Genomic DNA, 22,846 nt, shown 5'->3' on the forward strand with positions numbered 1-22,846 from the left:
TGAATTATACTTATATATAGTAAAATAAACGTAAGTTACAGATAGAAAATTTTTAAAGAGAGGTATAATATGAGCAAAATATATGCTAAATTATTCGGAGTTCCTCAAATACTCAAAGATGGCGAAAAAGTGTTCTTCCCTTATGCAAAAATCAATGCTCTGATTTATTACATACTTATTAATAAAGTTGTATCAAGAGACGAAATCGCAGGTCTGCTTTGGCCGGATGAAAATGAAAAAATCGCAAAGAAAAATTTGAGAAATGCATTATATCAATCTAAAAAAAGTCTTGATATGGACTTTATAATATCTCCCAAAAAATCAATTCTCGTTTTAAATGATGATCTTAATATTGAATGTGATGTAAATTTATTCATTGAAGATCCGATAAAAAATTCAAATTTATATGACGGAGATTTCCTTCAGGGATTTTTCTTAAAAGAAGCTGAATCATATGAATATTGGATTACAAAAATGAGAAATCTCTATCAAGACAAATTTACAAATATATCCTACAAAAAAATAGAATCAAACATAGAAAACGGCATATATGAAAATGTAGAAAAGGATATAAATGCTCTTACACAAATAGATGAATTTGATGAGAGAAATTTTAGGCTTTTGATGAAATTTTATCAAAAGACAGGAAGAAACGGAAAAGTAGTTGAAACTTATTATGACTTATCAAAACTGTTACAAAACGAACTCGGAGTTGAACCTGACAGAGAGACAAAAAAAATCTACGAGGAATCAATCAAGCAAATAAATATTAATAATTCAAGGCCAAAGATTGTAGATTATTTTTTCTATGGTCGTTATAATGAGATAGCAAAAATAGAGGATACATTAAAATCATTTTCGGATAATAAACCTGCAAAGTCCATCTTCATAAGAGGCGAAGCAGGTATCGGAAAAAGTTCCTTGAAGAGAAAGATCTTGGAAAATAAGGAAGAAAATTTTATAATACTTGAATCTTTTTGCTATCAAGCAGAGGAAAACTATGCTCTCAGACCGTTTGGAATAATTATTGACAAAATGAGCAAGGTTTTAAAAGAATTCAAAATACCTCTTCCTACGTTTTGGGGTACTACAATGTCAAAATTATTCCCAAGTTTTGATGAATCTTCACATGATATTAAACTTTTAGAGTCAAAAGAACCGCTGAAATTCGATTTGCTAACTCAAGTAATAGTGGAGGCGGCAAAAAAAATAAACGAAAAGAAAAAACTCTTAATTGTTTTTGAGGATATACAGTGGATGGACCAAACTTCGTTAAAACTTTTAACATCTGTAATACTGCATCTTAAAGATGAGGCAATTTTTATACTAACTGCAAGAAAGCAATTTAATTTAGATGTCGATGATCTGCTTACCTCTCTTGAAAGATACGATAAAATAGAAACAATAGAGCTTGAAAGATTTAATCACGAAGAATCTTTAGAATTCATATTAAAATCATTACCGGATAGAGAAATCCAAACAGAAACTTTAGAAAAAATATACCTTGAAACTGAAGGCAATTCTTTTTTCCTAAGTGAATATGTAAATTTAATCAAGTCTGACGACAAGACAGATCTTATGACTTCCAAAATGGTAGATGCAATAAAATCAAGATTTTTATACTTGTCAAAATCAGAAAAAGATCTTTTGGATATAGTAAGTTTCTTCTATGATGAAGCTCCTATTGAAACAATTTGTGAAATAACAGGTCAAGGAGAATTTGATATAATAGGACTGCTCGAAGAACTTGAAAAAAGAAATATTTTAACAGAAGTTGTCCATAAAAATCATATAGGATTAATTTTTACTCATACTAAATTAAGAGAATATGTATACATGATTCAACCAAACTCCAAGAAAAAAATAGTTCACAAAAGAATCGGAGAAATACTTGAAGCCAAACTTGAACAAAAGAAAAAAGATCCGTATATATATTCAAAACTTGTATATCATTACAGCTCTGCAGGCGAAGATTTAAAGGCACTTAAATATAAGATAGAAACTCTCAATTATTATTTGAATTTTTCTCACGAGCTATTCCCTATTTTAAACTTCTCCGAGTTAGAACAGGATGAAAAAATTTACATTTCAAGAGATAAAATACAAGATATGTTCGAAAAACTGTCTGAAAATTTTGCAGAACTTATGAATAAGGAAAGATCTGAAGAACTTAAAACTCTTGAAGTTGAATTTTTCTATATGAAAGGTCGCTATATGATAAGAGATGGAAATTACGGCGAAGGACTTGACGACATTCGCTATGTAATTCAAAAAGCCGGTGAAATCGGAAATAGAGACTATGTCCTTGACGGATATAAACAAATGATATTCTATAACATTCAAACTAACAACTCACACGATATGATAGAATATATCGAACTTGCTCTGGACCTTGCCGTTAAATGTAATTATCATAAAGAGATTGGTATTCTATTAAGACTTAAAGGTCTATATAACATAATGATAGGAAATTATTTTATCGCCGAAAAACTTTTAACAGAATCTATAAACACTTTTAAGGTTACAGATGAAGTTGCAAACAGATATGCAATTAATATTGCGGCAGCCTACAACTATATAGGAGAATTAAGATTTGCAACCGGAGACTATGAGGATGCAACCGAACAATTTAAGGCGGCAATAGACCTTTCAAAAAATAAAAATGCACTATCAAGCCTTTCAATTTTCTATATAAATATGGGTAAAGCATATTTTGCACTTGATAATGTGAAAAAAGCGGAAGAATATTTTAATTTTGCATACAACCTATATGGTCAGTTTGACTCATTCTGGAAACGTCCTGTACTTGATTCTTACATGGCTCTTACTGAAATCAGACTAAAGAAATATTCAGATTCCGTACTTCATATAAAGAGCGCCTTAGAATTTGCAGAAAAATTAAAAGATCCGAGAGATCTCGGCACTGTATATTTTGCACATTATATGATTTCAAAAATGGCACAAAAAGATACTGTACTTTTCGAAATATACAAAGATATTTTAAAAGAAACTGCGGACTCATACAAGGATAAATCTCTAAACTATTTGGACGCTTACAGAGATGCATATGAAATAAACAGAATAATAACAAAATAATTAACAGTTGACCATTAACAACTAACAAAATAAATGATATAATATATCGTAATTAAATTATTACAGGAATAGGGGAGCGTTTTGCTGAGAGGAATTAATATTCGACCCTTTAGCTGATCCGGATAATACCGGCGTAGTGAATTCTATCCACTCATTCAGCACCTGTTACTATGAGGTGATATTATGAGAAATGAAAAATCAAAAATGTTGGCAGAAGCAGGAGTTATGATTGCATTATCACAAATCCTAAGTTATGTAAAGGTATTTCAAATGCCCCAAGGCGGTTCAATAACCATAGCAAGTATGGTACCGATTATATTCTTTTCACTGATTTGGGGTGGCAAAAAGGGAATTTTGGCATCAGTAACCTATGGAATACTTCAATTTGCACTTGGAGGAGAAGGCATTCTAAATCCTCTTTCAATTTTACTTGATTATTTGCTTGCATTCGGTGTGCTTGGTGTAGCGGGTTTCTTCCCGAAAAACATAACCGGAGCAATCACAGGAACTTCCGTTGCCGTACTTCTTAGATACTTCTTCCACTTTTTAAGCGGATGGCTTGTATTTTATATGTACGCTCCTGAAGGAGTAGCTCCTTGGATATATTCTTTGAGCTACAATTCCTATATGTTAGTTGAACTTGTTATAAGCGTAGTGGTTATAACAATAATTTATAAACCGTTAATAAATAAATTAAAATAAGTAGGAAATCTCCTACTTATTTTTTTTGCTATTTAATTTTTCGAGTTTCTAAATTCTCAAATTTTTTATATTTAGTATAATATTATAACTGCAGAAATCAGCGTTATTAAATTAAGATTTTCAAATACAATAGAGCTAATTAGAAACATATAAATTTTTGCCAAGCTCTTTATAAAATTAAAGTAACCTTTTTATATAATATTAAAAATTATCTTTATAAAAGTATTCGTGTATTTCCTCTTCCTCTTCCACTTTTTTTCTCTTTGCAATTATTCTTATTACAACACTCTCCAAATAAATTGAAAGTTCATATAAAAATAACAACACTATAAAATAAATTATCCATTTTATATTTTGAGCAACCGTTGTAAAAATCGGAGGACTTGCAGTATATGAATAATTAGAACCCACAAAATGGTTAACAAGTGCAACTCCAATCAAAATAACTCCGGTCAAAGCTTGAACTCTTCTTCTGTTTTTATAAATAACCTCTCCCTCATCATTAGATAAGTGATAAGTACTAAGTCCGAGCAAAAGCAAATGAAATACAAAAAAATTAATATTTGTAAAATGATACATTCTATATGGATATAGTGCCGGTGTAAATAATGCAACTATTCCTCCTACAATTCCCAAATATACACCAAGAGATTTAAGTAAACTATTTTTAAAAAAGTATGCTATTACAAGTGCAACACCTGCAATTCTACAAGTATATAACGGCAAACCATCAATTAAAAACAATTCACCTGTCGCATACCAACCATATAATAAAATTTGAGTGGCAAAAATTATATATATCATTGCCTTTTCAAACTTATCGTCTTTTTTCCTCTTATGGCAATAGTACATAAATGCAAACATAAAAATTATAACAAAAATATGAAATTTTCCATACTTTATAAAATTATTCAATTGTTCTTCGTGTGTAAATAATTTTTTCAGTATCATAATTCACTCCTTATAATAGTAAATTATATCATCTTTTTATCAAAAATAAAAATATTCTATTAAATTTTATGTTTTTCGGGTAAAATATAAGTAACTAAGGAGGTAGATTATGAAAAAAATTTCAATTATGCTTTGTCTGCTTTTACTGCTTGTAGGTTGTAAAAAGGAAACAAATCAAAATAACTCTATAAATAAAAATGATAATACAAATACAACTGAATCCAATTCAACAATAAATGAAAATGAAAGTACAACTTATACTTATGAAGGAACTGACGGAGATTATTCCGCAAAAATTACAATTTCAAAATTCACTGATGAAGATATTCAAGAAATTAAAGAAACTTACGGAGAAAATTCCGACACATATTTAAGTTTATCTGATGATAGACCTGAATATATTGCAAAAACCTATGTACTTTATACAGGAGAAGGCATTGAAAATATACAAGATGAAGAAATGTTAAGTGTTACCCTCTCTTGTAACAACGAAAAAATTTCAACATATGAACTGAATTCAGAAAAGGATATTATAGGTGCTCTTCAAGGCAAAAAAAATATCAGTGAATTATATTTCATCTATAATGACAAAGAAAGAAATATAATTCCTGATGAAAATTCACATTTTAAACTGGAGGCAAACAGCTCTAAAAACAACATAATAAATTTTAATATTGAACTTGAAAATTCAAAATAAAAATTAGGGTATTTCAAAATTGAAATACCCTAATTTTTATAAAACTGCCTGAGCTGCTGTAATTATTGCAAGAGAATAAACTTCATCCGCATTACATCCTCTTGAAAGGTCGTTCACAGGAGCATTAAGCCCTTGAAGAATAGGTCCTATTGCCTCAAAACCGCCAAATCTTTGTGCTATTTTATATCCTATATTGCCCGCTTCAAGGCTTGGGAATATAAATACATTAGCATATCCTGCAACATTTGAATTTGGAGCTTTTTTAGTGCCCACTTCCGGAACAAATGCCGCATCAAATTGAAGTTCTCCGTCTATTGCCATATCCGGATTTAATTTCTTAGCTTTTTCTGTTGCATTTGCAACTTTTGTTACAAGATCATGAGATGCTGACCCTTTAGTTGAAAAAGATAACATTGCAACCTTAGGATCCATTCCGAATTTTTTTGCAGTTTCTTCGGAAAGAACTGCAACTTCGGCAAGACCGTCTTCATCAAGTTCAATATTTATAGCACAATCTGCCATCAAATACATTTCTTCATCTCTAAGCATTATAAATGAACCGCTTGTCCTACTAAATCCCGGTCTTGTTTTAATAATTTGAAGTGCAGGTCTTACAGTTTCACCTGTCGTATGAACGGCTCCCGATACCATACCATGTGCATATCCTGTATATACAAGCATAGTTCCAAAATAATTAGGATCCATTAATAATTTTCTTGCTCCATCTTCATCAAGCTTTCCTTTGCGTCTTTCAACAAGTTTTTCAACAAGCATGTCAATTTCCTTATATTCACTCGGATCAATAAATTCCAATTTTGAAAGATCTATTCCGTTCTTATCAGCAGATTCTTCAACTTCAGATCTATTTCCAAGCAAAATAGGTTTTAAAACTTTATCTTCATTTAATTTTTTTGCCGCTTTTAATATTCTTTCATCTTCTCCTTCAGGGAATACTATTACCGGCATTTTTTCACTAACACGAATTTTTAAATTTTCTATTAAAGCCATTATATTACCTCCATTTTTATCTCTTAATTTATTATATAACAAATACTATATTGTATTCAAATATTTAATAAAACTTTCTCTATTTTTTATAATAATATAATACCATATTCAAACTTATTAAAACAAAATTTGATTTATTTTTAAGTTACATATTGTATAATATATATTAGGAAGTGATTTATTTATGAAAAAAATTTTTATTTTTACATTGATACTGCTTTTAATTTCAAAAAATGTATATGCTCAAAAGAGCTTTAAAGATATAAATAACCATTGGGCAAGGGAATATATTGAAGATATATCGCAACAAAACATAATACTCGGATATAATGATGGAACTTTCAAACCCGATAGAGAAATTTTAAAATCTGAAGCCTATGCGATAATAAACAGAATTTTTGACTTAAAGGAAACAAAAAATCTAAGTTTTAAAAATGTATCATCTAAAGATTGGTACTATTTTGATATTCAAAAAGCTGTCAGCGCAGGATATTTAAAAGATGGAAACTTTTTTTACAATGAACCTATAAAAAGAAGTGAGGTAACAAAAATTTTAGGATACTTATACAATTTGAAAGACAACGAAAAAAATTATAATTTTTTTAAAGACATTTCAAATTTATCGGATGAAGAAAAGAATTCAATAGGCGCTTTAGTCAAAAGCGGAATTGTAAAAGGATATGAAAACTACGAATTTAAACCTAATGAAAAAATTTCAAGAGCAGAATTTTCTAAGATAATATCAATGTGTATTAAAGTTTACGGACGAAATATCTCTAAAAATATAGCAATTCAACAAGATAATAAAAACGTATTAAGAGCAAAGCTCATGGATTCTATATCGCAAGCGGAGTCTATTAATTCATCAAACTATACGAAAGAATCAGTAGAGAATCTAAAATCTATAACTTTGTCTGCAAATAGAATACTGAGAGACGGCGAAGCTACAGAGGAACAATTAAACATTGCGATAAAATATGTAAATGATGCAATAAAATCATTAGTACTGATAATAAAGGAACCTACTCTTACAATAACAGCATTGGATAACTCAAATAACATTCTTCCCGTATCATTACTTATAAATGATATGCCATTTGAAAACGGAGGACACCTAAAACCAGGAAAGTATCTTGTTAAAATCAGTTCTCCAAATATGAACAGTACAAATACCTATGTAACAATAGACAATGAAGATAAAAATATTACAGTATATCTAACTAATTCAGCTACTCAAAAATTTAATCTTACACTTTCGGAAGGGCTTGAATCTCCAATGGGATATAGTTTCTATAAAAATGAGAGAGTCCTAATAAAAATCTTAATTCCGGCAGGAATGCAAATAGATACATTCACCGTAAACGGAAGTCCAAAAAAAGTTTTAGATAATGAGTTTAGATTTTTAATAACTACAAATACACACATTGAAGTTACTTTCAAACCAATTTATTAAAGAAGACTCAGGTCTTCTTTTTTTATATTTATAACAACCAGTACAGTATTATTCATTATGTCTTACTGAGCAAAATTTCCATCAAAAAAAAGGAGTAATAATATTACTCCTCTTCTTCACTAAAATGTTTAACTATATCCTCAAATATAAACCACATTTCATCTACCATATTTTTATCAACAGACGAAAATGGAATTATCATATCTCTATTTTTGATACTTAACTTTTTTGCTATTTTCGAGATATGACCTGCATACTGTCCTCTTGAAATTTTATCCGCCTTAGTTGCAATTACTATACCACTATAACCCTTGCTCAAAATATATTCATACATTTGAAGATCTTGCTCTGTAGGCTCATGTCTTATATCAACAAGAAGAACTACTTCAAGCAAATTTTCTCTATCGTCTAAATATTCATTTATAATTTTAGACCATGAGCTTTTTTCAGTTTTAGATACACGGGCATATCCATATCCGGGAAGATCTACAAGCCTTAAATCGTCATTAACTCTATAAAAGTTTATAGTTCTTGTCTTTCCGGGAGTTGATGAAGTCCTTGCAAGATTTTTTCTTCCGAGCATGGAATTTATAAAAGATGATTTACCTACATTCGATCTTCCGGCAAAGGCAAATTCAAATAAATCCATTTCAGGATATTGATTTTTATGAACTGCAACCTTTTCAAGGTCAGATTTTAATACTTTCATTTTTTCTCCTTCAAAGCAAATTTTTCAACTTCTTTTATTTCCTTAACCGGAATTATCTTAAGAGAATTAAGAACATTTGACTCTATTTCTACAAGGTCTCTCTTGTTTTCAAAAGGTATAATAACTTTCTTTATGCCCATTCTCTGAGCTGCAAGAAGTTTTTCTTTAAGTCCTCCTATGGCGAGAACTCTTCCTCTTAAAGTTATTTCTCCTGTCATTGCGACATCTTTTGCAACAGGTCTTTCAGTAAGAGCGGACAACACACTTGTCACCATTGTAACTCCTGCTGAAGGTCCGTCCTTTGGCACTGCTCCCTCCGGAACATGAATATGGATATCCTTTTTAGTTCTGAAATCTGCATCCACTTCATAATATTCACTGTTACTTGCTATATAAGAAATTGCAGCCATTGCAGATTCTTTCATAACATCACCGAGTTGTCCTGTGAGAGTCAGCTTACCACTTCCCGGCATTATTGTAGTTTCTATTTGAAGAGTTTCCCCTCCTACTTCTGTCCATGCAAGCCCGTTTACAATTCCAACTTGATCGGATTTTTCGACAGTATCAAATAAAAATTTCCTTTCACCGATATATTTACTTAAATTTCTTGAAGTTACAGAAACAATCTTTTTATCTTCTTCAATAATTTGAAGAGCGGCTTTTCTTGCACACCTTGAAATTTCTTTTTCAAGTCCTCTCACTCCGGCTTCTCTTGTATAATAATCTATTATATCTTTTAATGCAGTATCAGAAATTTTAAACTGTGATTTTGTAAGTCCATTTTCTTTTATTTGCTTTGGAAGTAAATGACTCTTAGCGATGTTAAATTTTTCTTCAGGTGTATACCCTTCAAGTCTTATGACTTCCATTCTGTCAAGTAACGGTCTTGGAATTGTCTGAGTTGTATTTGCCGTTGCTATAAAAAATACATTTGACAAATCAAACGGAAGTTCTAAATAATGATCGGTAAATGTCTTATTTTGCTCAGGATCAAGCACTTCTAAAAGTCCGCTTGCAGGATCTCCTCTATAGTTATTCCCAACTTTATCAATTTCATCAAATAAAAACACCGGATTATTTTCTTTTGCCTTTTTTATAAGAGAAATTATACTTCCCGGTAAAGCTCCTATATAGGTTCTTCTATGTCCTCTTATCTCCGCTTCATCAGTTACTCCTCCAAGACTCATCCTTACAAATTCCTTATTAAGAGCATGTGCAATTGATGTAGCAATAGAAGTTTTTCCTACTCCCGGAGGTCCTACAAGACATAATATAGGTCCCTTTGTAGAATCTGAAAGTTTTCTTACCGCAATAAACTCCAAAATTCTCTCTTTTACTTTTTTAAGTCCATAATGCTCATCATTTAAAATTTTTCTTGCTTCATTCAGATTTGCATCATCTGACGAACTCTCAAGCCAAGGTAAATCTAATATCCAGTCTAAATAATTTAATATTACTGTATATTCCGGCGAAGCGGAATTTACCTTTGACAGCTTCGATACTTCTTTTAACGCCTTTTCTTTGACTATTTTAGGTAATTTTTTCTTTTCTATTTTATCTTCATAGCTCAGAGATGTATCTTCTTCACTTTCGTCTCCAAGCTCTTCACGAATTACCTTGAGCTGTTCTTTTAAATAATATTCCCTCTGAACTTTATTCATATTTGATTTGACTTTTTTATCAATATTCTTCTCTATTGATAATACTTCAATTTCTCTTTGTAATATTCCATGAAATAATAAAAGTCTATCATATGAATTTAATGTTTCCAAAATTTTTTGGCTCTCTTCAATTTTTAAATTTATATATGCCGCCGATGTATCTACAAGAGCCGATGCAGTTGAATTATCAACCACAGACTGAAGTAAGCCCGGAATTAATCGTGAATCTAAATCGCTGTACTTTTCAAGATCCGCCTCTACTAATCTCATAGCAGCAGTGATTTCCGCACTTTCTTCCTTATCTTCTTTTACTTCTTCCTCAAAATTTTCTACAACAGCTTCTAAATATTCATCTCCCAAGGAAAATTCTAAAATTTTTGCACGATTTAATCCTTCAACAAGTACTCTTACAACACCGCCAGGCAATTTTAGTATTTGTTTTATTATCGCAACTGTTCCATAATCATATAAATCTTCTCTCTTAGGATCCATGACATTAGGATTTTTCTGTGTTATTAAAAAAACATGAGAACCTGTCATTTCTGCAGCCTCAATTGCAGCAATACTCTTAGGTCTTCCACAATCAAAATGAGTTACCATTCTTGGAAACACTATCAAATCTCTAAGAGCTATTGTTGATAATTTGGTTTTTTTATCCATTTTCTCACCCACCTATCAAAAATTAGACTCACTATGTGAGTCTTAATTTTTTATTTCTTTAAAATTAATTTAGGTCTTTTCTTACCTATAACAGAATCTTTTGTAACAATTACTTTTTCAACATCTTTTCTCGACGGAATTTCATACATTATATCCATAATTATATGCTCAATAACTCCCCTAAGTCCTCTTGCTCCGGCTTTTTTATCAATTGCTATTTTTGCTATTTGCTTTAGAGCATTGGTTTCAAATTCAAGCTCAACATTATCAAGCTTTAAAAGCTCTTTATACTGTTTGACAAGAGCATTCTTAGGTTTAGTTAAAATTTCAACTAACGCAGCCTCATCAAGAGATTCCAATGTTACTGTAAGCGGAAGTCTGCCTATCAATTCAGGTATCAATCCAAACTTCAACAAATCTCCCGTTTCAATTTTTTCCAATATGTTTTCTCTCTGTTTCTTCTTATCAACAAGTTCAGAACCGAAACCCATTGACGTTTTTCCTATCCTTGATTCAATTATCTTATCAAGTCCGTCAAATGCTCCGCCAACTATAAACAATATATTGGTAGTATCTATCTGTATAAACTCTTGGTTAGGATGCTTCCTGCCTCCTTGAGGAGGTACGTTTGCAACAGTACCTTCAATTATTTTTAGAAGTGCCTGTTGAACACCTTCACCGCTTACATCTCTTGTGATAGATACATTTTCTGATTTTCTTGCAATTTTATCTATTTCATCTATATAGATAATACCCTTTTCAGCCTTTTCTATATCATAATCTGCAGCTTGAATAAGTTTTAATATAATATTTTCAACATCTTCACCGACATATCCCGCTTCTGTTAAAGTAGTCGCATCTGCTATTGCAAATGGAACATTCAATATTCTCGCAAGAGTTTGTGCAAGAAGAGTTTTTCCGCTTCCTGTCGGTCCAATCATTAATATATTTGACTTTTGAAGTTCAATCTCAGGATTTCTTATAGAAGAATTTATTCTCTTATAATGATTATAGACCGCAACTGCAAGAGCTTTCTTTGCTTTATCCTGCTTTATAACATAAGAATCTAAAACACTTTTTATTTCTTCAGGTATTTTTAAATCTAATTTTTCATCTTTAGTATTAACTTTCTCTTCATTTAAAATATCTGAACAAAGCCCTATACACTCATCACAAATATAAACATCAGGTCCTGCAATAAGTTTCTTTACCTGATTTTGAGTCTTCCCGCAAAAAGAACATCTCAGTATTTCATCAGATTTTGACATTTAACACCTCAATCTCTCTTTTCAATTACTTTGTCAATTAAACCATATTCAACAGCTTCCTTAGCTGAAAGATAATAATCCCTATCTGTATCTCTTTCAACCTTTTCTAACGGTTGACCTGTTTCTTCAGATAATATTTTATTAATTCTCTCTCTTATTTCAAGAATTTTTTCTGCATGAATTTTTATATCTGATGCTTGTCCCTGAGCTCCTCCAAGCGGTTGATGAATCATTATATCTGCATTTGGAAGTGCAAATCTCTTTCCCTTGGTTCCCGCTGCAAGTAAAAATGCACCCATTGATGCTGCAAGGCCTATTACCATAGTTGATACATCGCATTTAATATATTTAATAGTATCATATATTGCAAAACCTGCACTCACCGAACCTCCGGGACTGTTTATATAAATTTGAATATCCTTATTTTGATCTTCAGCCTCTAAAAATAAAAGTTGTGCAACCACTAAATCTGCTGTTACATCATTTATTTCTCCACTTAAAAATATAATTCTCTCTTTTAGTAATCTTGAATAGATATCATAGCTTCTTTCGCCATGATTTGTTTGTTCAACTACCATAGGTACAAGAGCCATACAATCACCGTTTCCTTCTAAACTATGTTTATTATTTTATTAGTTTTTTTCTACAAACTTTGCATTTTCAAATAAGAAATCTACAGTTTTTTTGCTGATTAAATTTTCTTTAAAGCCTTCTTTATTGTTTTCAAGCATATATTCTTTCATTTTCTTTTGTTGTTCTTCGTCATCTTTAAAATAATCTTTAACCATTTTATCAATTTCTGATTCAACTTCTTCTTCGCTTACTTCAAAGTTTTCTGCCTTTGCAACAGCTTCAATAGCAAGAGAAGTTTTTACTTGCTTTAACGCATCCGCTCTTAAATTTTCTCTAAATGCTTCCATTGTTGTTCCAAGCATTTTTATATAATCTTCAAGACTCATTCCTTGAGCTTTTAAATTTCTGTCAAAATTTTGAACTTGAGAATCTATTTGAGAATTTACCATTGCATCAGGAACTTCAACTTCCATTGTTTCAACGACTTTTTCAAGAACTTTTTCTTCTTTTTCTCTCTTTTCTCTTTCTTCAAATTCTTTTTCTTTCTTTTCTTTTATATCCGCTTTATATTCATCAACTGTATCAAAATCTGAAATATCTTTTATAAATTCATCATCAAGTTCAGGAAGTTCTTCAAAACTTATTGAATTAAGCTTAACTTCAAATCTCGCTTCTTTTCCCTTAAGTTCTTCAGAAAAATATTCTTCAGGGAAAGTTACATTTACATCAAATTCATCTCCGATATTTTTGCCTACTATTTGATCTTCAAATCCCGGAATGAATGTATTTGAACCAAGCTCCAATTCATGTCCTTCCGCTGCTCCTCCTTCAAAAGTTTCATCTCCTACAAAACCTTTGAAATCAATGTTTACTTTATCCCCAATTTTTGCAGCTCTATCATCAATATTTACAAGCCTTGCATTCATATGTCTTTGATTATCAAGTTCTGAGTTTATAAGTTCTTCAGTTACTTCATATTTAACATCTTCCACTTCAATATTTTTATATTCACCAAGTACAACTTCAGGCTTAACTGTTACTGAAACCTCAACTTTAATATCTTCTCCTGAATTTGCCTCTTCAATGTTTATTTCAGGTTGGTCAACAACTTCAATGCCGAGTTCCTTAACAGTTTCTTCATAATATTTTGGCAATAACTCATTAACAGCATCTTCTAAAAAGACTCCCTTGCCATATACATTTTCAATTATTTTTCTTGGTGCATGTCCCTTTCTAAATCCGGGGATTTGAAAATATTTTTTATTCTTGTTATATACTTCTGTTTCTGCCTTTTTTACATCTTCCGCTTTTAATATCATGTCAAATTTTACAGTGTTTTTTTCTCTACTTTTTATTTCAGTCATATTATCCTCCATTTACTTAAATAAATATTTTTACAATTATCTAATTATACCATATAGACAATTTAGAGTACAAATTTTTATAATTCTTCAAGAGCATTTTTTAAAATTTCAATTTCTTCTTCAGAAAGAGTAATTCCCTTTGACATCATCTGATGATCTTCGCTCCATTCTCTTATATCATACTTAGGCGTTCTTCCATTCCAAGACACCATATTTAGTTCCTTGCTCCATCCCTTTACATTTGTAGACATGGTAGCAATATGCTTTGTTATTTCAAATTTAAATTCAGCCATTTTTATCTCCGTTTCAAGCTATATTAATTATACCCAATTAGTTTTCAAAAAGATCTAAAAGGGCTTTGCTAAGATTATCTTTAACTGATGAATTAAAAATCTCGCCGGATACTTTTTCAATAGCTTCCTTAGCAAAAATCTCTGTCTTTTCTGTTTCTCTTCTGAGTGAATATTCAACTATTTCTTCTGCTGCACGCTTTCCAACTGTTATTCTGATAGGTATTCCGATTAAATCTCTATCCTTAAATTTTACTCCTGCTCTTTCATTTCTATCATCAAGTAAAACTTCATGACCTAACTCAACCAAAGAATTATAAATCTTTTCGCCAAGCTCAAGCTGAATTTCATCTTTAGGATTTACCACAGTTACAATTACATGATAAGGTGCAACCGACATAGGCCAAATAATCCCATTCTCATCGTAATTTTGTTCTACGATAGCCGTTACGGTTCTTGTAACACCTACCCCATAGGAACCCATCCAAATAAGCTGTTCTTTTCCGTTCTCATCAAGATATGTTGCATTTAAAGCCTCTGAATATTTTGTTCCGAGCTGGAATATATTTCCTACTTCAATCCCTCTTGCAAACTTAAATTTTTCATTAGTTCCTTCAATGATATCTCCTTCTCTCACCTCAAGAAGGTCTTCACAAATTTCACCTTTAAAATCTCTGTCATAATTTGCATTTTTTATATGATAGCCAACTTTATTAGCTCCTACAACTAAATTATCCATTTGAGTTATAGACTTGTCAAAAATCAATCTTACATCTTCCGAAAGCCCTATCGGTCCTGTATATCTGGGTGCCGAATTAATAGATAGTATCTGTTCATCATTCATCATTTCAATTTCATGTTCGGGTGTCATCAAATATCCTTCAAGTTTTGCCATATTAAGTTCTCTGTCTCCCGGAATGAATACTATAACAGGATTTCCGCTAACCATTAAATCAATAGCTTTGATGCAATTTTGAGATTTAAGTCCTAAAAATGAAGCTACAGCTTCAATTGTTGTAGAATCAGGAGTATATACCTCTTCAAGCTCAAGTCTTTCACATCTTTCAGGAAGCTCATATACAACTTTCGCCTTTTCTTGAGTTGCGGCATATTTTCCGGTTGGAGAATATGCTATTACGCCTTCCCCTGTTTCAGAAAGAGCTATAAATTCATGAGATTTTTTTCCTCCCATGGCTCCATTATCTCCCTCTACAATTTTATAATCCAAACCCAATCTGTCAAAAATCTTTTCATAAGCTCTATACATTTCCATATAAGAAACTTGCATAGTCTCAGGAGTTGTATCAAAAGAATAAGCATCCTTCATTGAAAATTCTCTTGCTCTGTTAATTCCAAAACGCGGTCTTTTTTCATCTCTGTACTTTGTTTGGATTTGATATAAATTTAGAGGAAGCTGTTTATAAGATTTAACTTCATCTTTGATAAGTGTTGTAAAATATTCCTCAGCAGTAGGTCCGAGACAAAACTCCCTGTCATTTCTATCTCTAAGCTTAAACATTTCCGGACCAAATCTATCCCAACGGTCACTTGCTTCCCAAATTTCTTTTGGCTGAATAGCACTCATTAAAATTTCTTGAGAGCCTGCTCTATCCATCTCTTCACGAACAATTTTTTCCACCTTTTTTATAACCTTATATCCAAGAGGTAAATAAGTATAAATTCCACTAGCAGATTTTCTGATGAAGGCTCCTCTAAGAAGAAGTTGATGAGATGCAATTTCAGCATCTGCCGGCACTTCTCTAAGTGTTGGCATATATAATTTAGATAATTTCATAAATTCCTCCAATTTTATATTACAATTCGCCATAATATTATAATCTTTAAATCTCTATTTTTCAAGTATTCTACCTTATTTATATGTTTTTTGCTTTAAAACTTATCTAATAATGATAAAAATACAGAAAACTTAAAAATACTACTCTACTAAAATAAAAAATAGAAGATAAATATACCTTCTATTTTTTATATTTATAAATCAATTCAGCATGTAACAGCTTATTTTTTCTTTAAACTGCCGCTTAATCTCTTCTCTGTTCCATTTAAAATTCTTCTATAATTTTTTAAATGATAAATCAAACTTATCGAGAAAATTAAAACTGAAATTGCCACAGAAACATTTCCATACCCCAAATTAGCTGTAAAAAATATGAATATTATATTTAAAAAAAATGTTCCTATTACAATATAATCAGTTAAAAATGTTACTATTGAGATCCCGAAAACTCCTGCTATTAAAGGAACTGTTCCCATAGAAAAAAGTATTCCGACTATGCAGGCTGTTCCTTTTCCTCCTCTAAATCCCATATAAAATGGATGACTATGTCCTAAAAAAACACCAAGTCCGCATAAATGAAGCATATATTCACTACTCGGAAGATAGACACCCATTAAATATTTCGACAATTTAACCGCAACATATACCTTTAAAATATCAACAAGAGCAACCACAAATCCGAATTTCCATCCATAATTTACAACAGCATTTGATGCTCCGCTGTTACCGTGGCCTTTTTCTCTAATATCTTCATGCTTTAAATACCTTGACATTAAATATGCCGTTTGAAAATTACCGAAAAGATATCCTATTATAAAATAAAAAGCTATCATAAAATCTCCCAATCAATATCCTAATAAATAATTTAATTTTTTAGATTATACCATCTAATAATATATGTGTATAGCATATAAATAATTTATTCATTGAAACAAAAAAGAACTTTTACAATTAAAAGTTCCAATTTATATTTTATAGTCATAATTAATATTAACTTTTCTCAAAACTTAATTTATTAAATCAAATTTTCTGTTTTAAAAAAATTAATCATTTTTAAGTAAGATTAAAACTGTACCTACACTTTTATGGTGGAGGCGGCGGGAGTTGAACCCGCGTCCGAAAGCTCTTTACAGTTAGATTCTCCGAGCGCAGTTTATCTTTTTTTATTCGATCTAAAACTCCGACAAACAGGATTTTTAAACTATATTATCATAAATACCCCCTCTGCTATGATAAATTACAGAGCTTTGTTTCCCACTGATTTGACACCTGATTTAAAGCCGTGGGGTTCTCTAAACAGATGACGCTATTTATGCTGCGTAAGCTAAATTATTGTTTTCGTTTATTTTGTTTGAGACTTTTTATGTTGTTCCTCACAACAGCTCGCTACTAAAAGCTCCAAACCCCCGTCGAAGCCAATTTCGCCCCCATATGACATATTATATGGTAATTTTATTTATCAGTCAATTCTTTTAAACTTAAGCCTTAATTAATAAAAATGAGGGTAATATATTGCATTTTCCTCATTTTATTAATTATATTTATTTTGAATCATCTTAAATACGAAATATCCTATCATTCCACCTATAGTATTTAATATAAAATCGTCAATATCAACAGATCTTCCTACAAAAAATTGAACTATTTCAACTAAAAAGCTAAATGTTGCAGACAAAACTGCAACTCTATAAAATTTTCTCATATCATCATATAGCATGGGCAACATAGTTCCGAACGGAATAAATATTAAAATGTTTCCTGCTATATTTAAAAACACATGAAAAACTCCGGAGTATTTTATATAACTTTTCATAGTTCTAAACGGTATTATATTAACTCCCCATGAACCTGCACTTATTCTATCTTTAAAATCGCCTACAAAATCAAAATTTTGTGATGTCAAATCTATTCCATGATTTGACATAAATACATTAGGTAAAAACAAAAGTAAGCACATTACGGCAATATATGCAACAAAAATACTCAGTATAAGCTCTCTTTTAGGATTTGATTTTCTCTTTAAACTCTTGAAAAAGTTTGTTCGTATTAAAGAAAATAATATAAATGTAAATACAAATACCAAAATTCCTATCATAGAAAAAAATAACAAGAGTTTCATCTTACTTCCCACTCTCTAAAGCTATTTATATGATAATCATTTTTTGCTTTTATTTCATCCCAATGCTCGCTGCAAGTCTGCTCATATACTCCAACTGTCACAAGACCTGCCTTTTTTGCAGCTTTTAGTGCAAAAGGAGCATCATCAAATAGAAATATTTCATCAGGAGAATGATTCAATCTTTTTGAAATAAGTTTAAAATACTCACTGTCATTTTTAGCAATTCCAACCATGTCACAAGTTTGAACGAAATTAAAATATTCTCTTATATTAAATCTGTTAAATAACGGCTCTATAAATTCAGTACTTGTTGCAGTACCCAGTACGATATCATATCCGCTTTTTTTAAAATCCTCAAGAACTCTAAATGCATCGTCCTTTGGTTTTACTTCATTGAGATAAAAATGCATAACTAAATCTTTAAAGTCATCATAAATTTTTTCGGCACTATCTTTTAAATTATAGTATTCCTTCAAAAATACTGAATTCATTTTAAGGCTTAATGTCGCTATCTTTTGTGCAACTTTATCTTCTAATTCTATATTTAGACTCTCTAAATAATCTCTTCCGAGATCTCTCCACATAGGCATTGAATCTATTAATGTTCCATCTAAATCAAAAATTACTGCTTTCATTTTTCTTCCCTCATTCCGTTTTACTATTATATATTTTAAGAAAATTTATGTCAATTAAAGTATATTGAATAGAAAATAAGAGTAAATTTGAGATAAACTATAAAAAAATAAGTATTTAAAGAATTTTAGTGTATAAAATGTTTTTTTAATATATATTTGCTTATAAAAATATCTTGAAAGTTATAATACTATACAATATAATTAATTGGTAATCATTTCGGGGTGTAGCGCAGTTTGGTAGCGCACGTGGTTTGGGACCATGGGGCCGGGGGTTCAAATCCTCTCACCCCGACCACAGACTGAGCTTTATCGGCTTAGTCTTTTTTTATAACTTAGTTTCGGGGTGTAGCGCAGTTTGGTAGCGCACGTGGTTCGGGACCACGGGGCCGAAGGTTCAAATCCTTTCACTCCGACCAAATTTTATATAGATAAAAATGGCAGGATTAGTCCTGCCATTTTTTCTTTAATATCAACAATATTTCAATTTTTTACTACAAATGCTATACTTATCAATTCTCATATCATAAGTAAAATAAATTATCTTTTTAAATCTCATATATTAAGAGTTAAATATCAAATAATAAATATATAAGATGCTCTAAAATTTTATTTTTTATTTTCAATTTATTAGAATCAGATTTTTTTATAAATCCGCTTACTTTTATTTTGTTATAAGTGCAATTCCTATAACGCATACTACCATTCCGGCAAGTTGTCTCGGTGTTATTACTTCTTTATATATCATTGCACCTACAACAATTAAAAGACACGAAACCAAAATATTTGCCACTGCAGTTGCCGTACTTATCTTCCATCCTGCACGATATATAAACAAGTATCCTATTTCAAGTCCGACTATCGCAAGTCCAAGTGCAAATGCCGTCCAATTTATTTTGGAGAGTTCAGGAATGGCATTTTGCGGTTTTGTTGTTGTAATAAACGCAATGCCCGTACACACTGCCGCAACAATATAAGTAATCATCAATGTCCCAAATGTATTTGCATTTTGCGGTATTGATTTCTGACTTATGTTATAAAACGTATTTGATAAAATTACCACTAAAAGTGGCCATAGCATAGTCCACATATAAACTCCTTAAAAAAATAAACCACTTGACTATACAAGTGGCAATCTCAAACTATACGTTCTGACTTCTCACAACATGATTATATCAAAAAGCTATGCTATAATCAATACTGCGCAGAAGTAAAAACAGCTTTAATTTTTTATTATTTATAGTAAATAATTTTTTTTAATAATATTCTACTTGTCATCAACGCTCAATTTTAAAACATCAGGTCTCGAATAATGTCCGCATACATCAAATTCCATTCTGCTCATAGAAACCTTGGACATATCCAAATCGGCATATAAAATTTCTTCTCTGTCCCAAGCCGGTTCCACTACATAATGTCCATATGGATCTATTATACTGCTTCCGCCTCTGCATACAATTTCTGAAAGCTTTAAAATTTCATCTTGAGATTTTAAACTTTTCGGATAAGATGACTTTTTAATTATCATATCGCAATTTATAAAATAGCAATGTCCTTCAATTGCAATGTGCTGAATTGTAGATTGCCATTCCGCGTTGTCATTTGTATTTGGAGAAATATAGATGGTTATTCCCTTCTCATAAAGTGCAACTCTTGCAAGCGGCATATAACTTTCCCAGCATGTCATACTTCCGACAGGTCCCCAAGGAGTATCCGCAACAGGAAAATATCCCTTGTTCGCATCTCCCCAAACAACTCTTTCAGAACCCGTAGGCTTTAACTTTCTATGTACTGATAAGAGCTTTCCCTCAGGAGAAAAAATTAAATTTGAATTATAAAGTGTATCGGATATGGAATCTCTTTCAGAAACTCCAATACTTAAATATACTCCGGCACTCTTTGCGGCCTTTGACAAAATTTCAGTTTCCTCGCCCAGAACCAATATCGAATTGTCATAATATAATTTCCAATCACATCTGCCGTCTGCATTTCTACTCCCAACTGTAAAACCGAATGTCATTCCATACGGATAACCCGGAATAAAAAGCTCCGGAAAAACCACAAACTCGGCTTCTTTTTTTGCAGCCTCTTCAATTAATTTTACAGCTTTATCAAGACAAGCATTCTTGTCAAATAAAGCAGGTTCAGCTTGCACAACTGCAATTTTGCATATTTCTTTTAAATTCTTCATCAAAAATTCCTCTCATACAATTTTTTATAAAGTGCCAAATGTCTTTACAATATTATTTTTTACCTATTACCGAATTACAATAACTGCAATTTCCCACAAAACCTTTTTTGACTTTGTTAGTCGCGCCGCAATGCGTACAATACACTTCTACAAACTCAACTTTTTCATTATCGGTATAAAGAATAAGTTTCGGTTTTTCGTTAAGATCAAGATGAAAATTCATTACATAATCTTTTTGTATAAGTTTTTTTATTATCTTTATAAGTTTTTCATCATCAATTTTAAAGCTTTTTGCCATAGTGGAGATTAAAACTTCCCCATCGGAATCACCTCTGATATATTTTGAATATTCATTTGCATAATTGCACAATACTCTTTTTTTATTTCCGCTATATATCAGCCAAACTCCCGGCAACATCATAAGTATTATAGTCAAAACTACTTTTAAATCACTTGTAGTTATACATCCGGCAGACCAAAATAATAGAATAATTACACCAATTGTAATTTCTATTTTTGATGTACGTCTAGCTTTGTTTACATTTTTCATATTAATATACATAACATATCTCCTTAACTATTTATGATACGGAAATCCATTTGCTATTCTAAATGCACGATATATCTGTTCAAGCAATATTAATCTCATAAGTTGGTGAGGAAATGTCATATCTGAAAAAGAAAGCTTATAATTTGCTCTCTTCGATATATTTTCTGCAAGTCCAAGCGAACCTCCTATTATAAAATCAATAGTTGAATTCCCTGAGAGCTGAATTTTTTGAAGTTTGTCTGCAAACTTTTCGGAGCTTACCTTTTCTCCCTTAATTTCAAGTGTTATTACGTAATCTGTTTCTCTTATGTTTTTTAAAATTCGTTCCGCTTCTTTTTCCTTTATCTGCTTAATCTCATTATCTGAAAGTTTTTCCGGAGCAGATTCATCTGAAACCTCCACTATTTTTACAACCGCATGAGCAGAAAGCCTTTTTTTAAATTCATCTATACCATCTCTTATATATTTTTCCCTAACACGACCAACTGCAATAATGTTTATGTTCATACAATTTCAACACCCAGTTTTCTAAGTTCTGCTATATTTTTTATATGGTCATCTTCATTTACATATCCGACACCATTTAAAAAGAGTTTTACATTTTTACCGTTATTCAAAAATTCAAGAACAGTTTCTCTGACACAATACTCACTTGCAAGACCGCAAACTATAAATTCATCTGAAACAATATCCGCTATTGTTTTTCCATTTTCATTTTTTGCATAGTATGCAGAATATTCTTCAACTTCATCATCTATTCCCTTCCTATATAAATTTTCGGATAGAGGTTTAAACGATTTACTCTGAACTTCATCAAAATCATTTGAAATTTCACTTCCAAATTCTCCTGCAATACAATGTACAGGCCAAATACCTCCATTTATCTCAAAAGATTTATTAGTCTTATTATGATAATCTGTGGAATAACAAACCTCATCCGCTTCATTTGAATTTATAAAATTTACAATATTTTTAATTGCATCTTTTGCACCTATGCAAGAAAGAGTACCTGTAATAAAATCATTCTGACAATCAACCACAATTAATGTTTTCAAAATAATTCTCCTTTCAAATCTCCATATAATCTATTATATTCAACATACACTAATTTTATTATTTTATCAAGA

Annotated in this window: 21 protein-coding genes, 2 tRNA genes, 1 other RNA gene and 1 riboswitch; of the genes, 6 read left to right on the forward strand and 18 right to left on the reverse strand. The window is 30.9% G+C overall.

The features are described 5' to 3' along the window. The first annotated feature begins 69 nt into the window (after positions 1-69). Together M915_RS05655 and thiT are read left to right on the forward strand one after the other, a co-directional pair. Positions 70-3,096, forward strand: coding sequence for an AAA family ATPase (locus M915_RS05655; protein ID WP_036730280.1), 3,027 nt, complete (start codon positions 70-72; stop codon positions 3,094-3,096). A 60-nt stretch (positions 3,097-3,156) separates the two neighbouring features. Further along, a riboswitch (TPP riboswitch) is annotated at positions 3,157-3,253 on the forward strand. 26 nt (positions 3,254-3,279) lie between these two features. Next, complete coding sequence (gene thiT, locus M915_RS05660) at positions 3,280-3,798, forward strand: energy-coupled thiamine transporter ThiT (protein WP_009221503.1); 519 nt, start codon at positions 3,280-3,282, stop codon at positions 3,796-3,798. Positions 3,799-3,999: 201 nt separating this feature from the next. Here the strand turns inward: thiT and M915_RS05665 are convergent, their stop codons facing one another. Then, complete coding sequence (locus M915_RS05665) at positions 4,000-4,749, reverse strand: YwaF family protein (RefSeq protein ID WP_036730282.1); 750 nt, start codon at positions 4,747-4,749, stop codon at positions 4,000-4,002. 109 nt (positions 4,750-4,858) lie between these two features. Between M915_RS05665 and M915_RS05670 the strand changes: the two genes are divergently transcribed. Further along, positions 4,859-5,446, forward strand: a complete 588-nt coding sequence (locus M915_RS05670) for a hypothetical protein (RefSeq protein ID WP_009221505.1) — start codon at positions 4,859-4,861, stop codon at positions 5,444-5,446. A 36-nt stretch (positions 5,447-5,482) separates the two neighbouring features. Here the strand turns inward: M915_RS05670 and pta are convergent, their stop codons facing one another. Continuing rightward, complete coding sequence (gene pta / locus M915_RS05675) at positions 5,483-6,454, reverse strand: phosphate acetyltransferase (protein ID WP_036730284.1); 972 nt, start codon at positions 6,452-6,454, stop codon at positions 5,483-5,485. 184 nt (positions 6,455-6,638) lie between these two features. Between pta and M915_RS07325 the strand changes: the two genes are divergently transcribed. Beyond that, complete coding sequence (locus M915_RS07325) at positions 6,639-7,907, forward strand: S-layer homology domain-containing protein (protein ID WP_051259807.1); 1,269 nt, start codon at positions 6,639-6,641, stop codon at positions 7,905-7,907. 103 nt (positions 7,908-8,010) lie between these two features. On the opposite strand, the gene yihA is transcribed toward M915_RS07325, so the two are convergent. From yihA to M915_RS05730, 11 genes are all read right to left on the reverse strand, one after another. Next, positions 8,011-8,616, reverse strand: a complete 606-nt coding sequence (gene yihA / locus M915_RS05685; protein ID WP_009221508.1) for a ribosome biogenesis GTP-binding protein YihA/YsxC — start codon at positions 8,614-8,616, stop codon at positions 8,011-8,013. Further along, positions 8,613-10,937 (reverse strand): endopeptidase La, encoded by a 2,325-nt coding sequence (lon, locus tag M915_RS05690; protein WP_036730286.1) that lies wholly within the window; start codon positions 10,935-10,937, stop codon positions 8,613-8,615. Before lon ends, yihA begins: the two co-directional genes overlap by 4 nt. A 50-nt stretch (positions 10,938-10,987) precedes the next feature. Next, the gene (clpX, locus tag M915_RS05695; protein ID WP_036730288.1) at positions 10,988-12,205 is read right to left on the reverse strand and encodes an ATP-dependent Clp protease ATP-binding subunit ClpX; all 1,218 of its coding nucleotides are present in this window, start codon (positions 12,203-12,205) and stop codon (positions 10,988-10,990) included. Between the two features lie 8 nt (positions 12,206-12,213). Then, positions 12,214-12,798, reverse strand: coding sequence for an ATP-dependent Clp endopeptidase proteolytic subunit ClpP (gene clpP / locus M915_RS05700; RefSeq protein WP_009221511.1), 585 nt, complete (start codon positions 12,796-12,798; stop codon positions 12,214-12,216). 39 nt (positions 12,799-12,837) lie between these two features. Beyond that, positions 12,838-14,142 carry a trigger factor gene (gene tig, locus M915_RS05705; RefSeq protein ID WP_009221512.1) on the reverse strand — a complete coding sequence of 435 codons (1,305 nt, stop codon included), beginning with the start codon at positions 14,140-14,142 and terminating at the stop codon, positions 12,838-12,840. Between the two features lie 77 nt (positions 14,143-14,219). Then, positions 14,220-14,435, reverse strand: a complete 216-nt coding sequence (locus M915_RS05710) for a YdbC family protein (RefSeq protein WP_009221513.1) — start codon at positions 14,433-14,435, stop codon at positions 14,220-14,222. Positions 14,436-14,472: 37 nt separating this feature from the next. After that, positions 14,473-16,227 carry a proline--tRNA ligase gene (locus M915_RS05715; RefSeq protein ID WP_036730290.1) on the reverse strand — a complete coding sequence of 585 codons (1,755 nt, stop codon included), beginning with the start codon at positions 16,225-16,227 and terminating at the stop codon, positions 14,473-14,475. Between the two features lie 221 nt (positions 16,228-16,448). After that, a complete protein-coding gene (locus tag M915_RS05720) occupies positions 16,449-17,060 on the reverse strand; it encodes a glycerol-3-phosphate acyltransferase (RefSeq protein ID WP_036730292.1) in 612 nt (203 codons plus the stop codon). Between the two features lie 253 nt (positions 17,061-17,313). Further along, positions 17,314-17,656, reverse strand: a transfer-messenger RNA (tmRNA) gene (gene ssrA / locus M915_RS07430). A 102-nt stretch (positions 17,657-17,758) separates the two neighbouring features. After that, entirely contained in the window at positions 17,759-18,346 is a 588-nt protein-coding gene (locus M915_RS05725) for a VanZ family protein (protein WP_036730294.1), read from the reverse strand. Further along, complete coding sequence (locus tag M915_RS05730; protein WP_009221517.1) at positions 18,343-18,981, reverse strand: HAD family hydrolase; 639 nt, start codon at positions 18,979-18,981, stop codon at positions 18,343-18,345. The genes M915_RS05725 and M915_RS05730 overlap by 4 nt, the downstream gene beginning before the upstream one ends. 218 nt (positions 18,982-19,199) lie before the next feature. Between M915_RS05730 and M915_RS05735 the strand changes: the two genes are divergently transcribed. Further along, positions 19,200-19,276: transfer RNA gene (locus tag M915_RS05735), tRNA-Pro, on the forward strand. Between the two features lie 44 nt (positions 19,277-19,320). Continuing rightward, positions 19,321-19,397, forward strand: a tRNA-Pro gene (locus tag M915_RS05740). 245 nt (positions 19,398-19,642) lie between these two features. Here M915_RS05740 and M915_RS05745 read toward each other — a convergent pair. The 5 genes from M915_RS05745 to M915_RS05765 all read right to left on the reverse strand — a co-directional run bounded on the left by M915_RS05745 (position 19,643) and on the right by M915_RS05765 (position 22,774). After that, positions 19,643-20,068 (reverse strand): EamA family transporter, encoded by a 426-nt coding sequence (locus M915_RS05745; RefSeq protein ID WP_009221518.1) that lies wholly within the window; start codon positions 20,066-20,068, stop codon positions 19,643-19,645. Positions 20,069-20,245: 177 nt separating this feature from the next. Then, positions 20,246-21,169, reverse strand: coding sequence for a carbon-nitrogen hydrolase family protein (locus M915_RS05750; RefSeq protein WP_036730296.1), 924 nt, complete (start codon positions 21,167-21,169; stop codon positions 20,246-20,248). A gap of 52 nt (positions 21,170-21,221) precedes the next feature. Next, positions 21,222-21,731 (reverse strand): hypothetical protein, encoded by a 510-nt coding sequence (locus M915_RS05755; RefSeq protein ID WP_009221520.1) that lies wholly within the window; start codon positions 21,729-21,731, stop codon positions 21,222-21,224. A 15-nt stretch (positions 21,732-21,746) separates the two neighbouring features. Then, positions 21,747-22,226: a 23S rRNA (pseudouridine(1915)-N(3))-methyltransferase RlmH gene (gene rlmH / locus M915_RS05760; protein ID WP_009221521.1), complete on the reverse strand. Its 480-nt coding sequence runs from the start codon at positions 22,224-22,226 to the stop codon at positions 21,747-21,749. Further along, complete coding sequence (locus tag M915_RS05765) at positions 22,223-22,774, reverse strand: isochorismatase family protein (protein WP_051259808.1); 552 nt, start codon at positions 22,772-22,774, stop codon at positions 22,223-22,225. Before M915_RS05765 ends, rlmH begins: the two co-directional genes overlap by 4 nt. Between the last annotated feature and the right edge of the window lie 72 nt (positions 22,775-22,846).

Origin of the sequence: Peptoniphilus mikwangii (assembly GCF_000468535.1) — a bacterium.
Classification (GTDB): Bacteria; Bacillota; Clostridia; order Tissierellales; family Peptoniphilaceae; genus Anaerosphaera; species Anaerosphaera mikwangii.